General features: G+C 58.0%; 10 protein-coding genes. 5 read left to right on the top strand and 5 right to left on the bottom strand.

Going from position 1 to position 14,020, the window contains the following annotated elements:
- Window positions 1-50: 50 nt before the first annotated feature.
- Window positions 51-2,234 carry a catalase/peroxidase HPI gene (gene katG / locus GRI35_RS00405; RefSeq protein WP_160612194.1) on the bottom strand — a complete coding sequence of 728 codons (2,184 nt, stop codon included), beginning with the start codon at window positions 2,232-2,234 and terminating at the stop codon, window positions 51-53.
- 258 nt (window positions 2,235-2,492) lie between these two features.
- Between katG and GRI35_RS00400 the strand changes: the two genes are divergently transcribed.
- The 3 genes from GRI35_RS00400 to GRI35_RS13885 are packed head-to-tail and all read left to right on the top strand — an operon-like array spanning window position 2,493 to window position 4,620.
- A complete protein-coding gene (locus GRI35_RS00400) occupies window positions 2,493-3,503 on the top strand; it encodes an NAD(P)H-dependent flavin oxidoreductase (RefSeq protein ID WP_160612193.1) in 1,011 nt (336 codons plus the stop codon).
- Window position 3,504: 1 nt separating this feature from the next.
- Window positions 3,505-4,359: a formyltetrahydrofolate deformylase gene (gene purU, locus GRI35_RS00395; protein WP_160612192.1), complete on the top strand. Its 855-nt coding sequence runs from the start codon at window positions 3,505-3,507 to the stop codon at window positions 4,357-4,359.
- Between the two features lie 3 nt (window positions 4,360-4,362).
- Window positions 4,363-4,620: an SDR family NAD(P)-dependent oxidoreductase gene (locus GRI35_RS13885; RefSeq protein ID WP_160612191.1), complete on the top strand. Its 258-nt coding sequence runs from the start codon at window positions 4,363-4,365 to the stop codon at window positions 4,618-4,620.
- A gap of 163 nt (window positions 4,621-4,783) precedes the next feature.
- Here GRI35_RS13885 and GRI35_RS00385 read toward each other — a convergent pair whose 3' ends face one another.
- A complete protein-coding gene (locus GRI35_RS00385; protein ID WP_160612190.1) occupies window positions 4,784-5,314 on the bottom strand; it encodes an SMI1/KNR4 family protein in 531 nt (176 codons plus the stop codon).
- A gap of 21 nt (window positions 5,315-5,335) precedes the next feature.
- Window positions 5,336-6,760, bottom strand: coding sequence for an aldehyde dehydrogenase family protein (locus GRI35_RS00380; RefSeq protein ID WP_160612189.1), 1,425 nt, complete (start codon window positions 6,758-6,760; stop codon window positions 5,336-5,338).
- Window positions 6,761-7,091: 331 nt separating this feature from the next.
- Between GRI35_RS00380 and GRI35_RS00375 the strand changes: the two genes are divergently transcribed.
- Both GRI35_RS00375 and GRI35_RS00370 read left to right on the top strand, forming a co-directional pair.
- A complete protein-coding gene (locus GRI35_RS00375) occupies window positions 7,092-9,008 on the top strand; it encodes a flavin monoamine oxidase family protein (protein ID WP_160612188.1) in 1,917 nt (638 codons plus the stop codon).
- An 81-nt stretch (window positions 9,009-9,089) separates the two neighbouring features.
- Window positions 9,090-10,106: a heme-binding protein gene (locus tag GRI35_RS00370; protein WP_160612187.1), complete on the top strand. Its 1,017-nt coding sequence runs from the start codon at window positions 9,090-9,092 to the stop codon at window positions 10,104-10,106.
- A gap of 64 nt (window positions 10,107-10,170) precedes the next feature.
- Here GRI35_RS00370 and GRI35_RS00365 read toward each other — a convergent pair whose 3' ends face one another.
- Window positions 10,171-11,643, bottom strand: a complete 1,473-nt coding sequence (locus GRI35_RS00365; protein WP_160612186.1) for an ATP-binding protein — start codon at window positions 11,641-11,643, stop codon at window positions 10,171-10,173.
- An 80-nt stretch (window positions 11,644-11,723) separates the two neighbouring features.
- Window positions 11,724-13,865, bottom strand: coding sequence for a PQQ-dependent dehydrogenase, methanol/ethanol family (locus tag GRI35_RS00360; protein WP_235900079.1), 2,142 nt, complete (start codon window positions 13,863-13,865; stop codon window positions 11,724-11,726).
- Window positions 13,866-14,020 lie beyond the last annotated feature (155 nt).

Here is a 14,020-nt window from a genome sequence, read left to right as displayed (position 1 = left end):
CGACCCTAAGGAGGGATTGGGTCGTGTCTAGTCAGGTCTTTGGGTCGGTCTTAAAAGCGCCCGGCTTCCATAACCTTCGTCCATGCCGATACGAATGTATCGACGAACTTCTGCTCGTTTCCGTTTTCGGCGAATGTTTCCGAAATGGCACGAAGCTGCGAGTTCGAACCGAACGCCAGATCGACACGGGTGCCGCGATATTTCTCTGCGCCCGATGCGCGGTCGCTCCCGACGAACTCTTCGTCCTGGCTGCCGTCGACCGGCTTCCATTCGGTGCCCATGTCGAGCAGATTGACGAAGAAATCATTGGTCAGCTGACCAGCGCGGTCGGTGAAGATGCCGTGCTTGGTGTTGCCGCTATTGGCACCCAGCGCACGCATACCGCCAACCAGCGCTGTCATCTCCGGCATCGAAAGACCAAGGAGATGGGCCTTGTCGACCAGCATTTCTTCCGTTTTCACCGTCGCTTTGGTCTTCAGATAATTGCGGAAGCCGTCTGCGAATGGCTCGAGTGGCTCGAAGCTTTCCGCATCGGTATGCTCGTCACCCGCATCGCCGCGACCGCCGGTAACCGGAACAGTGACATCGAAACCAGCATCCGAAGCGGCCTTTTCAACTGCTGCAGCACCGGCAAAGATGATAGCATCCGCCATCGAAATATCACCGCGCAAACCGTCGAGTGTGCTCAGAACCTTGTCGAGTTCTGCCGGATCGTTGGCTTCCCAATCCTTTTGCGGAGCCAGGCGGACACGTGCACCATCGGAGCCACCGCGGTGGTCCGAATTGCGATACGTACCTGCCGACGCCCAAGCCGCTTTGACCAGTTCGCTGACAGTCAGGTCGCTGCCCAGCACTGCCGATTTGAAATCGGCGACTGCGCTGTCCGAAGGAACCGAACCTTCTGGAACCGGATCCATCCAGATCAGTGTTTCTTCGGGCACTTCGGGGCCAAGATAGCGTGCTTTTGGACCCATGTCGCGGTGGCACAGTTTAAACCATGCGCGGGCGAAGGCGTCATCCAGAGCCGCCTGGTCATTACGGAACCGCTCGGAAATCTTGCGATATTCCGGGTCACGCTTCAGCGCCATATCTGCGGTGGTCATCATCGTCGGAACCTTCTTGCTCGGATCACGAGCATCGGGCGCCATATCTTCTTCTTTCTGGTTGATCGGTTGCCATTGGTTGGCACCTGCCGGGCTTTGTACGAGCTCGTAATCGTAATCGAGCAGCAAACGGAAATAATCACCATTCCACTGGGTCGGCGTATTGGTCCATGCGCCTTCGATACCCGAAGTCGTAATATTGCCGTTGGCGATTTCTTCCTTGTCGTTCAGCCAACCGAAGCCCTGCAGCGCGAGCGCTTCGGACTCGGGTGCACCGCCGAATGTGTCGGCTGGTTTTGCGCCATGCGCTTTACCGAAAGCATGGCCGCCTGCTGTCAGCGCCACGGTCTCTTCGTCATTCATCGCCATCCGGGTGAAGGTTTCGCGCATATCGCGCGCCATGCCTTCTGCATCATGCGGGTCGCCGCCAGGGCCCTCTGGGTTGACGTAAATCAGACCCATCTGGATTGCCGCTAGCGGGTTGTCGATGGCTTTGCCTTCGTCGGGATTGATCCGCGTTGCCGCGCCCTGATCCACCCATTTTTCTTCGGTGCCCCAATACACGGTCTCGGGCTCATAGACGTCCGCACGACCGCCGCCGAAGCCGAAGACAGGTCCGCCCATACTTTCAATCGCGACGTTACCGGCGAGAATGAACAAATCGGCCCAACTGATGTTTTTGCCGTATTTCTGTTTGACCGGCCACAGCAGGCGGCGGGCCTTGTCGAGATTGCCATTGTCGGGCCAGCTGTTCAGCGGAGCAAAACGCTGCTGACCGCTGCCGCCGCCACCACGGCCATCGCCGGTACGGTATGTGCCGGCTGCGTGCCATGCCATGCGGATGAAGAACGGGCCGTAATGTCCATAATCGGCCGGCCACCAGGGCTGGCTGTCGGTCATCAGTGCGGTCAGATCGGCTTTCAGAGCATCATAGTCGAGCGTGTTGAAAGCTTCGGCATAATCGAAATCTTCGCCCATCGGGTTCGCTGATTTGCCGCCTTGTGCAAGGATGTCGAGCTGGAGCGAATCCGGCCACCAGTCCTTATTCGTGCGTCCGAGCAGGCTGCGGGCGCTGCTTTCGCCGGTAAACGGGCAACCATTGCCGCTAAGTTCGCCAGTCTTCATGTCCATGAAAATATCCTCTTGGTTCAGTGTTTCTATAATGCCTGACTACGCTGTGCCATCAATCGAGTGAAGCAATTAACTCCCATCACCCTTATCGAAAAAAGCGATTAATACGATTAATAGATGTGTGTCAGGGATTTTTCTTCTTGCAGATGACCAATGGGGCTGGGCGGTGTTTGTTCCGCGTATGCGGCGCTATATTTGCCGATTGCAGCATAGCTATGCCTCTTGCCGCCTGCATCGCTGCAATCTAAGCGCGAGCCTATGAGTGATTTTTCCAGAACATCGGCGCTAATGGAGCGTGGAACCGACTTTCTCGGCAGCAAATATGCGATCCTGTGTGGCGCGATGAGTTGGGTGAGCGAGCGCGGTCTTGTCTCGGCGATTTCCAATGCGGGCGGCTTCGGGGTTATTGCCTGCGGGGCGATGACGCCTGATCTTCTCGATACGGAGATTGCAGCGACCAAAGCGCTAACTGACAAGCCATTCGGCGTGAACCTGATCACCATGCACCCGCAGCTGTTTGATCTCATCGAAGTGTGCTCGAAGCATGAAGTAACGCATGTTGTGCTGGCTGGCGGTATTCCGCCGAAGGGCAGTGTCGAGGCGATCAAGGCATTCGGCGCAAAAGTGATCGTATTCGCGCCAACACTAGCGCTGGCCAAGAAGCTCTTGCGATCCGGAGGCGATGCTCTGGTGATCGAGGGGATGGAAGCGGGCGGCCATATCGGTCCGGTCTCCACATCGGTCCTCGCGCAGGAATTTCTGCCCGAGCTGGCGGAGGATCATCTGGTGTTCGTTGCCGGCGGTATCGGGCGCGGTCAGGCGATTGCAGGCTATCTCGAAATGGGCGCAGTAGGGGTTCAGCTCGGCACACGCTTTGCCTGCGCCCAGGAAAGCATCGCGCATGAGAATTTCAAGAAAGCGTTCTTTCGCGCCAATGCGCGCGACGCGATCACCAGCGTTCAGGTCGATCCTCGTTTGCCGGTTATTCCAGTACGCGCGCTCAAGAACAAAGGCACCGAAGAGTTCACCGCAAAACAGATCGAAGTTGCGGGACGGCTCGACAGCGGCGAGATTGAAATGGGCGAGGCGCAATTGCAGATCGAACATTTCTGGGCAGGCGCACTCCGCCGCGCGGTTATCGATGGCGATGTGGAAAGCGGCTCGATCATGGCGGGCCAGTCGGTCGGTATGCTGAAGGAAGAAGAGCCAGTTGCCGACATTATGCAGAAGCTGATGACGCAAAGCGAAGAAGCGCTCAGCCGCAGGTAAGATGAGCGAAGCCTTAGTCCTGACCCTGTCCTGCCCGGATCGTCCGGGCATCACTGCCAACGTCACCGGTTTTCTGTTCGAGCAGGGCTGTAATGTGCTGGAGGCGCAGCAGTTCAACGACCGCGAGAGCAACGCGTTTTTTATGCGTGTTGCTTTTGATCCGGCGGGTGCCTCATCCGATACATTGCGCAAGGGTTTCGCCGCGTTCGCATCGCGGCAGGGTATGGACTGGAAGATAGTCAGCCGTGACCGTCCGCGCCGTGTAATGCTGATGGTCAGCAAATTTGACCACTGCCTCGCTAGCTTGCTCTATCGTTCCCGGATCGGGGAATTACCGATGGAAGTGGTAGCCATTGTCTCGAACCATCCGGTAGAGGCGATCAGCCATACTGATCTGTCCGGTCTGCCTTTCCATCACTTGCCGATCACCAAAGATACCAAGGCGCAGCAAGAGGCGCAGGTTCGTGCGATTGCCGAAGAGAGCGGCGCAGAGCTGGTGGTTCTGGCACGCTATATGCAGATATTGTCGGATGAGCAGGCGGCATATTTCGCGGGCCGCTGTATCAATATCCACCATAGTTTCCTGCCCGGCTTTAAAGGCGCAAAGCCGTACCATCAGGCGCACGCACGCGGGGTGAAGATGATCGGCGCAACTGCGCATTACGTCACAACCGATCTCGATGAAGGTCCGATCATCCATCAGGATGTCGAGGCGATCACGCACGCCGACAGGCCCTGCGATCTGGTCCGCAAGGGCCGCGATATCGAAAGCCGGGTTCTGGCAGAGGCGTTGCGGCTGCATCTGGAAGAACGGGTATTGCTTAACGGGAAAAAGACCGTGGTATTTAGGGGCTAGACTATGGCTGACTTTCCAATGCCCAATGTTTCGCATGATCTGACCGGACGGGTTGCTCTGGTTACCGGTGCTTCATCGGGTTTGGGTGAGCGGTTTGCCCGACTGCTTGCTGCGCAAGGTGCAGCGGTGGCGCTTTGTGCAAGGCGGATTGACCGGCTGGCGGCGATCCCCGTGAATGGGTCGCGCGCAAGCGTGTGCCGGTACCTGCACAACTGGACTCCACGGTGCTCTATCTGTGTAGTCCCGCCAGCGAATGCGTGACCGGCGCGGTTATCAAAGTCGATGACGGGCAAAGCGCAAGAATGACGATGTAATCGGGCGCTAACCCTCAAGCCAACCTCTCGCGCAAACCGGCAACCTAGTGTTTGGTTGAACTGCGCGCTGGTCAAACTGATCACAGACCAAGCGCTCGGACAAAAATGGGCTAGGCCAGCCAATCGCGTAACCGCTCCAGCAAGTTGGCTTTGCGCGGCTCTGGTACAATGTCGCCGTCGGGCTCAATCTTCATACGGACAATGAAGTCCGAAAAGCTGTACCCGACTAGAGCCAGCCCTTCGCCCGGAGTGGTGGCGCTGCCATCGCGGTCAAAGAACCAGACTTTTCCGTCCGCAAGATCGAGATAAAACCAGTTCCCGAATATGTCATCGCCGATTAGGATCATCCCAGAGATTGCCCATTCCGGATCCTGATTGATAGAGGTCAGACTGACGCTTTCAGGGTTATGGCCGAAACAGACCATCAACCCTGAATCGCCTCCTTCGCGGGGGCCTTCAATAATGGGTGATGTTACCGACGCATAAGGGCCGGAATCACAAGGGAAATGCGCTAGGAATGCGTGATAATCTTCTGGCAGCTGCGAACCGATCAGCGCTTCAAAATCAGCGACAAAATTCTTGGGTGCGGAATGGCTTGGGTGAATTTGATACCACCCAAGCGCATCCAGCTTAGCTTTCAAATCGGAGAGCACAGCGCCAAATTAGACTGCCGCATCTTTCTTCACCGTAATGACCTGCGGATAGGTAAACTCCTGCAGGCCTTCCTTGCCATATTCCGCGCCGAAGCCTGACTGCTTGTGACCGCCGAACGGGGCGAAGGGGCTGAGGTGGAGAAATTCGTTGATCCACACTGTGCCGGTTTCCAATTGCTCTGCCATTGCCACGCCTTTGTCGGTGTCCTTGGTCCAGATCGCTCCGGCCAAGCCGTATTCGGAGTTGTTGGCGCGCTCGATAGCCTCTTCCTCGCTGCTGAATTTCATCAGCGGCATCACCGGGCCGAACTGTTCTTCGGCGACGATGCGGGCGTCTTCGGGCGGGTTGTCGAGGATCGTGATCGGGACGTAATAGCCGGTGCCTGACGGGTCGACATCGCCGCCGCTCAGGAATTTGTAGCCATTGTCTTTCGCGTCCTGAATCAGCTCGCACACGCGGTCGAATTGCTTCTTGTTCTGGATCGGGCCAACGCCTGTGCCTTGCTGCGAACCGTCACCCACGGTCACGCCTTCGGCGACTTTGGCGATGGCGGCGGACAGCTCGTCATAAATATCTTCGTGGATGTAGATGCGCTTTGCCGCAACGCAGATTTGCCCGGCATTGCTGAAGCTGGACCAGAAAAGCTGCTCGGCGACTTTCTCGACATCGGCATCCGGCAGCACGATGGATGCATCGTTTCCGCCCAGTTCCAGCGTGATGCGTTTGAGGTCTTTCGAGGCGCCTTCCATGATCTTCTTGCCGGTAGCGGTGGAGCCGGTGAACGTGATCTTGTCGATGTCCTCATGCTCGGTGATGAGCGGGCCGAGCGAGTCTTCGCCGGTGATGATATTGACCACGCCGGCAGGCACAATGTCCTTGATAAGCTCGGCAATGCGCAGCGTTGCGAGCGGGGTGAAAGGCGAGGGTTTGAGCACGATGGTGCAACCGCTCAGCATTGCCGGTGCGATTTTCTGCATCGCCATCATAACCGGGAAGTTCCACGGCACGATGCCGCCGACAACGCCCACTGGAACGCGGCGCGTGCGGCTGAGGCGCTGGTCGCTATCCTCGTTGATTTCATCGTCGAGAGAAAGCGTCGATTGCGCCGCCATCATGCCCGCTGCGCCGTAAATCTCGCCCTTAGCTTGATCGTGCGGCTTGCCTTGCTCGCTGGTCAGCAGGCGGAACAGCTCATCGGCGTTTTCCTTGATCGCGCCGGACATCGCCTGGATTACCGCGCGGCGATCTTCAATCGGAGTCTTGGACCACGTCTTGAAGGCCTTGCGCGCAGCAGCCACTGCACGGTCCAGCTCGTCCTTGCCGCAGGACGGGACGAGGCCGATCACTTGCTCATTGGCCGGGTTCAGAACCTCCATTGTGGTATCGGTTCCAACCAGCTCGCCGTCGATCAGATTGTGATAGCTCTTCGTCATGTGTCTCTCCAAATTTCATCTGCCCTCATCCAACGCGTGAGGGCGCGATTCGTTTCGGTGTGAAACCTACCATGCGATGACCATCAGCCCAATCAGGAATGTGGTTTTGCGAAACCGGTCGATAAGCGCATTTCCAGAATTATGAAATGAATAGAAAATTACCGTCTCACAGGAGAATTCGCTTTATTTTCGAACGAGTGACCGTTTTATACTATAGCGTTTGAAATGGCAGTGTAGAAATACATTAATCGAGATCAACTTCGGCGTCGAAAAAGCAATGAACTGCGCGAATCGTATTAGCGATCGTGCAAGCAACCTGCGGGAGTACGACATGACCGAATCGATTAGCAGAGCCGAATATCTCCAACAGAATCCGAAGGCCCGGGCGTGGGCAGCGCTGGACGATGCGACGAACGCGCAAATGGCGATCACTCCGGGAGCCATTCGGCTTGAGCCGGGCAGCTTTGAAGGAAAGCGCGCTCTCATATTGGGAGCGGGGGTTGGCGGACTGACCACGGCCTATGAACTGCTCGCGCATGAGACGGGGATGGATGTCACCGTTCTGGAGGCGCAAAACCGCACTGGCGGGCGGTGCCTCAGCCTCCGGACAGGTGACACGCTGACGGAAGATAAATGCTCGAAGCTGTTCGGTTCGGAGCCGGGCGAAACGCAGACGGTGCGGTTCAAACAGCCGGTCGGGGACAGCCCTCCCTATCTCAATGCTGGGCCCGGACGGATCCCGTCATCGCATAAACGCCTGCTCAATTATCTGCGCGATTTCGGTGTCGAAGTCGAAATCTACGTCATGAATTCGATGTCGAACCTTGTATATATGCAACAGGGGCCGCTCAAAGACACGCCGCTGGTCTACCGCCAGCTGGATCACAATGTGCGCGGCTGGATCGCGCAGATGGTCTATGAAAATGCCGAGGAGTTGTTGGGGTCGAAGAATCTGGCTGTGGCGAAAGCCGAGCAGAGCGATCTTGCCGACAAGCTGCGGAAACTGATGATCTCATTCGGTGAGCTGGACGAAAAGGGGCGCTATGCCCCAACGCCCGGCACTGAAGGCTTTGAAAACGCGATTTCGCGCGCAGGTTTCGATGTTTTGCCAGGAGTAAAAGCGGGCAAGATAGCTGAAGCGATCAAACTGGAAGACCTGCTGGGTTCCGAATTCTGGAAGCAAACGCGCTTCTATCAGCCTGCCGATTTCCTGTGGCAGCAAGCGATTTTCCAGCCGGTTGGCGGCATGGATCAGGTTCAACATGCCTTTGCCAGAAAAGTTGCCGAGCTGGGCGGTGACATTCATTTGAACAGCCCGGTCCAATCGATTGATTGGGACGACACGGCCAAGGAATTTGTGGTTCTGGTTGCGCAAGTCGGGACCGACGAGCTGATCGAACATCGCGCGGACTATTGCTTCTCCAATATGGCGATGCCGTTTCTGTCGGAGATTCTGTCGGAGAAGCTGCGCGAGGGTTCGCCAGGAAAAGGCTTCGATGAACCGTTCAAGCAGGGTCTCTCTGCCGTATTCGCCGCGCAGGATCGTTCGCGCAAAGGGCCGGACGGCAAGTATCGCGACAAATTCCTCGCCTGCACCAGCAAAGTCGGTTGGCAGGCCGACCGCGTGCTTTGGCAGGGAGAGAAGATCACTCACCAGCATTATCCCGAGAAGAAGTTCGACGCGCAGGACGTGCCCGACGAAGAAGAAGGCGTTGTGCCGATTTTTGGCGGTATCAGCTGGACATCACATCCGATCATGCAGATCTGGTACCCGTCCAACGCCTATCACGATCAGAAAGGTGTTCTGACCGGCGCGTATAATTTCACCGAAAACGCATTCAAGGCAGGCAATATGCCAGTGGCCCAGCGGCTTGATCTGGCCCGCGAAGGTGCATCCTTGTTCAACAAGAAATTCGGCGCCGGGTTGCACGATGGTGTCGCCATTGCGTGGCAGAAAATGCCGTATATCAAAGGCGGCTGGGCCTATTGGCAGGCATTGGGAGAACCCGATGTTGCTGCCGGACATTTCAACAAATTGTCTCAGGGCACCGGTGTTTACGATGCGTCGGGCACTATGTCGGACCCGGTGTTCTTCGTCGTCGGCGACCAGCTATCCTCGCTGCCCGGCTGGCAGGAAGGCGCCATAGCTGCGGCTCTCAACGCCCTGTCGCGAATGGCGAGACCGGATTTGCAGATACCGCACCTAAAGCGGCTGCCTGACACCAGACTCATTGTCGAAGGCATCTAGCGTGCGATCGGGGCCGCGTTCCTTGCGGCTCCGACCACCTGGTTTTGCATTTCCCATACCCCTTAAAACAGGAGAATTCCGATGGATATCAGCGCTTCGCAATTGAAGAAACTTTCTGGCGGCGGCCGGACGATTGAAACTGCAGAACGCGGCGACGAACTGCTCGGCGCGCTGCAATTGCTGCCCGGTGTGTGGAAGAATACGCCCAACTTGCCGGGGCGCGGTTGGAACATGATTGCGCTGCCGTTCCAGACGCGGCCCGATAGCCCGCTCGATTACCGGTTGCTGCTCAACCAGTATAATGAAACGCTGGTTTTCGATCTCGTTGCTAAAGGTGTACCCAATCGCGGCCTGGATAGACTTGGCGTGCAAGCCGACCAGACGCTGGTTGCGCTGGATTACGAACAGGTGGTTGACCAGATCGCGGTCGAGGATTTCCCTCCGAGTGACCCTGCCACACGCGGTCCCACTTCCGCGCCCGGCAATACGATCCACCATGAGCCTGGCCTGTGGCTCAACATGCTTGATCAGAAGACCGATGGTTTCGACATCGCGCGTCTTTCAACCGTTCCCCATGGCGATGTCGCGCTAGCTTTGGGGAAAAGCGAACCGGCGCGGGATGGCGCGCCGGAAATTCCCGATGTCAGCGGGTTGCCCTTAAAGGCACCGCCAGATCTCGATCACCCCTATCTGGCACCGTATAAACATTTCCATGACAACCCGTTCAAGGGAGTGTTTGATCCGGTGCATCCCACCGAACTGCTTAAGGAAGCCAATCAGGGCGTCGATATCGTGCGGACCACAACTTTGCCGGTGGACACTCAGGCGCTCACCGGCGGGATTGCAAATATTCCGTTTATCGTGAAGCAGGCCAATGCCTCATCCATGAAGTCGACCTTCTGGATTCAGGAACTGGCCGAAAAAGATGCCCAGGGTCACCCGAAATTGCGGCTGCAATATTTGCAGGTTGCGATGCTCGATTTCGATCCTCGTACGAGCGGGCTCCCGGGCCGTATCGTATGGCCGCATGTCAGTATCAACACGATGGAAAAAGTCGAAGAGCCTTCACCCGAGCGGGTCGAGACGCTGACCGAATAACGCAGTTTTGGGGCCGCTCCGGCGTATTGTCCGGCGCGGCCCAATCTCTTGGTGCTGCACGCATCTAAGCGGTTTGTACTTCACTGCTGCCTTGGATGCCGGGCACCATCAAGGTGCGCCCGCCGCCATATTCCTCGCGGATAACCACGAGACCGAGCGTTTCCAGATGGTCGAGCAAACGGCGGATTCGGCCTGGTGAACTGGTGCCGTAGGCGGCGGCCAGCTCGTTTTCGTCCGGTGATCCTTTGCCTTCGATCGCGGAGCGTAGAATCACCAGATAGGGTGCCATAATGTCGCTCTCGACTGCGGCCGCCATGTGTTTGACCCTATCTTGCTGTTCGGGTTCAAGCTGGTCGATGCCGGCAATGGCAACGGCAAATTCGCGGCGGAATTGTTCCATATCCATGCCCACAGCATGAGCGCCGGCCAAGCGGCATTTGGTCAGGAAGCTCTGAAACAGACTGGACGAGGATTGATAGGTGCTTGCCGGATCAGCGGCCAATTGCCTCAGCGTTTCGCGGGCAATGTCATACTGCGAGGGGGCAGTGTTTTCGGATTTGGTCTGAGCGGGTTCATCCGCCGTAGCAGCTGGTGCCTCATCCAGAATATCCAGATTGCGGGACAGGCTCTCCGGAACCGGCGAACCCGCTGATTTCTCCGGAGCATCCGCAGACACCTCATCATCCAGCTTGGTGTGAAGCAGTGCCTCCATTTCGTCAGGCTTTGCCGTCGGCAGAGGCATCAGCCCGCTGGCATTGGTCTTCGCGCCGGTTCGTGTCGGGCCGATATGGATCGACAAAGGCCGCCGCGTGATGGCAGGCCCAAGGCCGAGGAAGCTGCCGCGCTCAAGGTCGCGGATTTGCTCCGCCTGTTTGCGCTCCATCCCGAGAAGATCGGCAGCACGGACCATATCGATATCGAGGAATGTCCGGCCCATCAGAAAGTTGGAGGCTTCCGCTGCAACGTTCTTGGCGAGCTTCGCCAAACGCTGCGTGGCGACGATTCCGGCAAGCCCGCGCTTGCGGCCCCGGCACATCAGATTGGTCATCGCATTCATCGACAGACGGCGCGTTTCTTCGCTGATTTCGCCAGAGACCGCGGGCGCGAACATTTGCGCTTCGTCAACTACCACCAGTGCCGGATACCAATGCTCTCGCGGCGCATCGAACAGCGCGCCGATGAACTGCGCAGCGCAGCGGATTTGCTGCTCAACATCCAAGCCTTCCAACGCCAGCACAACCGATGCGCGATGTTCCCGAACGCGCCGCGCCAAAACCTCGATCTCTTGGACAGAATGCGCCGCACCATCGATCACGATATGCGCAAACAGATCTGCGAGCGAGGTGAAATCGCCTTCTGGATCAATCACCACTTGCTGCACCAGATCGGCGCTTTCTTCAAGCAATCGCCGCAGCAAATGCGATTTTCCCGAGCCGCTATTGCCCTGTACCAGCAGGCGCGTGGCGAGCAGTTCTTCCATGTCGATAGTGGTCGGCTTACCGCTGCGGTCTTCGCCGATGATGATTTCGGTTTTCACTGGAGAGGGATAGCGCGGGTGGCAGCGGTGCCCAAGATGCGCGCCGCCGCTTTCCCCATTTCACATGCGGTTGAGCGAAATTACTGCTCGCTCGCCATGACCTTGTCCTGATTGGCGCGGAAGATCACGAATTCGCGGATTGCATCCACCTCTTCCTTGCTCAGCGATTCACTGAAGCTGACCATCCCGCGGTCTTTCAGTGCGCCGTCATGGACGATGTTTTGCCACGCCGCCGGGTTTACCAACGCGCCGCTGCGGCGAAGATCGGGCAGCACCGTCGAACCCACCGCAGCCGGTGCGTGGCAGACTGCGCAATAGCGGGCATAGCTTTTGCCGCCAGCCGCAATCACATCAGCCGAAGCGCGGCTGGGTGGCGGGTCGAGCGGGGTCTGCACCATATCGGTCTCGGCGGGAAGTTGGGCTGTTCCGCCCAGTTTGAACACCAGCAGGCGGCTGACATTGCGGACGGGGGCTTTTCGCTTCAGCAGATCGCCGTCCACAGTGATCGCATAGGCGCCGCCCCAACCGGCGAGGACTGCGACATATTGCTCGCCATCGACGGTGTAAGTGATTGGAGGAGCCACGACGCCGGTTTGCGCGGCAAAGCTCCACAGCTTGTCACCGGTTGCGGCGTTATAGGCATTGAACTCGCTGCCCGCAGTGCCTTGGAACACCAGATTGCCGCCGGTGGCCAGCAAGCCGCCATTCCACGGGCCGGGATGCTCGACAGTCCAGCGCGGTTTCTTCGCGACCGGATCCCACGCGATAAGCCTGCCCTTGAGCGTGCCCGCAATTTCGGTGCGGAAACCTTCATCCGGCGGCAAATCGCCTGCAGCCAGATCAAAGCCCACATTAAATCCGCGTTTCGGATCGGGCTTCCAGTCTGCTTCAGGCGCATACATCATCGCGGCTTCGAAGGCTGGAATATAGACCAGCCCTTCGCCGGGGTGGAACGCCATCGGATGCCAGTTATGGCCGCCGAGTGCTCCCGGCGCGACGATCGCGGGCTTGCCGGTCACGTCGATCCGCGTTTCGGGGTTTTCGATGGGGCGGCCATTCGCGTCGATGCCGGTCGCCCAGTTGACCGGGACATAGGCGTCGCCGGAAATGAACGCGCCGGTTTCGCGGTCGAGGACATAGAAAAAGCCGTTCTTGGGGGCCTGCATCAATACTTTGCGCTGTTCGCCGTCGATTTCGAGGTCGGCGAGCATGATGTGCTGCGTCGCGGTGAAGTCCCAGGTCTCGCCCGGTGTGGTCTGGTAATGCCAGACATATTCGCCCGTTTCGGGACGGACCGCGATCACGCTGGAGAGGTAGAGATTGTCACCTTCGCCCGTGCCATCTTCGCCGGGTGAGCGGTATGCGCGGTTCCACGGGCTGCCATTGCCGACACCGATATAAAGCAGGTCGAGCTCCGGATCATAGGCCATCGCGTCCCACACCGTGCCGCCGCCGCCAATGCCGCTTTCGCTGCCCAGCACATTGCCCGACCATGTTTTCGCCGCGGCCTGCAGATATTCGGGAGAATTCTCGTCTTCGTCACCCGCAGGCACGGTGTAGAAGCGCCACAATTCTTCGCCGCTACCGGCATCAAACGCCGCAAAATTGCCGCGCACGCCAAATTCCGCGCCGCCGCTGCCGATAAAGACTTTGCCATCCACAATGCGCGGCGCGCCGGTGATGGTGTAACTCTTCTCCTGATCGACGACGGCTTTTTCCCACGCCACTGCGCCGGTTTCACGGTTCAGCTTGATCAGCCGCCCGTCCAGCGTGCCGAGGAACAGATGATCGCCCCATGCGGCAACGCCGCGATTCACCACATCGCAGCACGCTTTGACTGCGGTCTCGCCGGGCACTTCGGGATCATACTCCCACAATTTCTCGCCGGTCGCGGCGTTATAGGCTTTCACTTTGCTCCATGCGGTGGTGACATAGAGCGTGCCGTCCATCACCAGCGGGGTTGCCTCCTGACCGCGCGCAGTGTCCATATCGTCGAACCACGCCAGCCCCAGATCGCTGACGGTTTCGGCGTTCACCTGGGCGAGCGGGCTGTAGCGCTGCTCTTCATAATTGCGGCCATAGGAAATCCAGTTCGCATCATCGCTCTGCGCATTGAGCAAGCGTTCGGCATCGATGCCGTCCTCACTCATTTGCTCCCCAAACATCTGGCCACAGGAAGCCAAAGCCAGCGCAGCGAGTGCGGCGGTTGCGAATTTTTTCATGGATGTCCTCTCCCAAGGATATGCGTTTTTCTGTTCGGGCGATCGTTTCAGTCGCCCTTTGAAACTGTTCTGACGCAAGTCGCCCCGCGTGTCCATCGCCCTTGCTCCAAAGCTGCGCGTACCGCATGATGCGCGAAAGGCCCGGGAGCCATGAG

The sequence above is a fragment of the Pontixanthobacter aestiaquae genome, assembly GCF_009827455.1.
GTDB classification, from domain to species: domain Bacteria; phylum Pseudomonadota; class Alphaproteobacteria; order Sphingomonadales; family Sphingomonadaceae; genus Pontixanthobacter; species Pontixanthobacter aestiaquae.
Note: the sequence above shows the minus strand (reverse complement) of the source record. Positions and strands in the feature narration are given on the sequence as shown.

What these genes read in the sequence shown, in the direction of transcription:
- GRI35_RS00400 (WP_160612193.1), top strand. Translation starts at nt 2,493, where the DNA reads ATGAGTGATTTTTCCAGAACATCGGCGCTAATGGAGCGTGGAACCGAC.
- GRI35_RS00380 (WP_160612189.1), bottom strand. Translation starts at nt 6,760, where the DNA reads ATGACGAAGAGCTATCACAATCTGATCGACGGCGAGCTGGTTGGAACC.
- GRI35_RS00375 (WP_160612188.1), top strand. Translation starts at nt 7,092, where the DNA reads ATGACCGAATCGATTAGCAGAGCCGAATATCTCCAACAGAATCCGAAG.
- GRI35_RS00370 (WP_160612187.1), top strand. Translation starts at nt 9,090, where the DNA reads ATGGATATCAGCGCTTCGCAATTGAAGAAACTTTCTGGCGGCGGCCGG.
- GRI35_RS13885 (WP_160612191.1), top strand. Translation starts at nt 4,363, where the DNA reads ATGGCTGACTTTCCAATGCCCAATGTTTCGCATGATCTGACCGGACGG.
- katG (WP_160612194.1), bottom strand. Translation starts at nt 2,234, where the DNA reads ATGGACATGAAGACTGGCGAACTTAGCGGCAATGGTTGCCCGTTTACC.
- purU (WP_160612192.1), top strand. Translation starts at nt 3,505, where the DNA reads ATGAGCGAAGCCTTAGTCCTGACCCTGTCCTGCCCGGATCGTCCGGGC.
- GRI35_RS00360 (WP_235900079.1), bottom strand. Translation starts at nt 13,865, where the DNA reads ATGAAAAAATTCGCAACCGCCGCACTCGCTGCGCTGGCTTTGGCTTCC.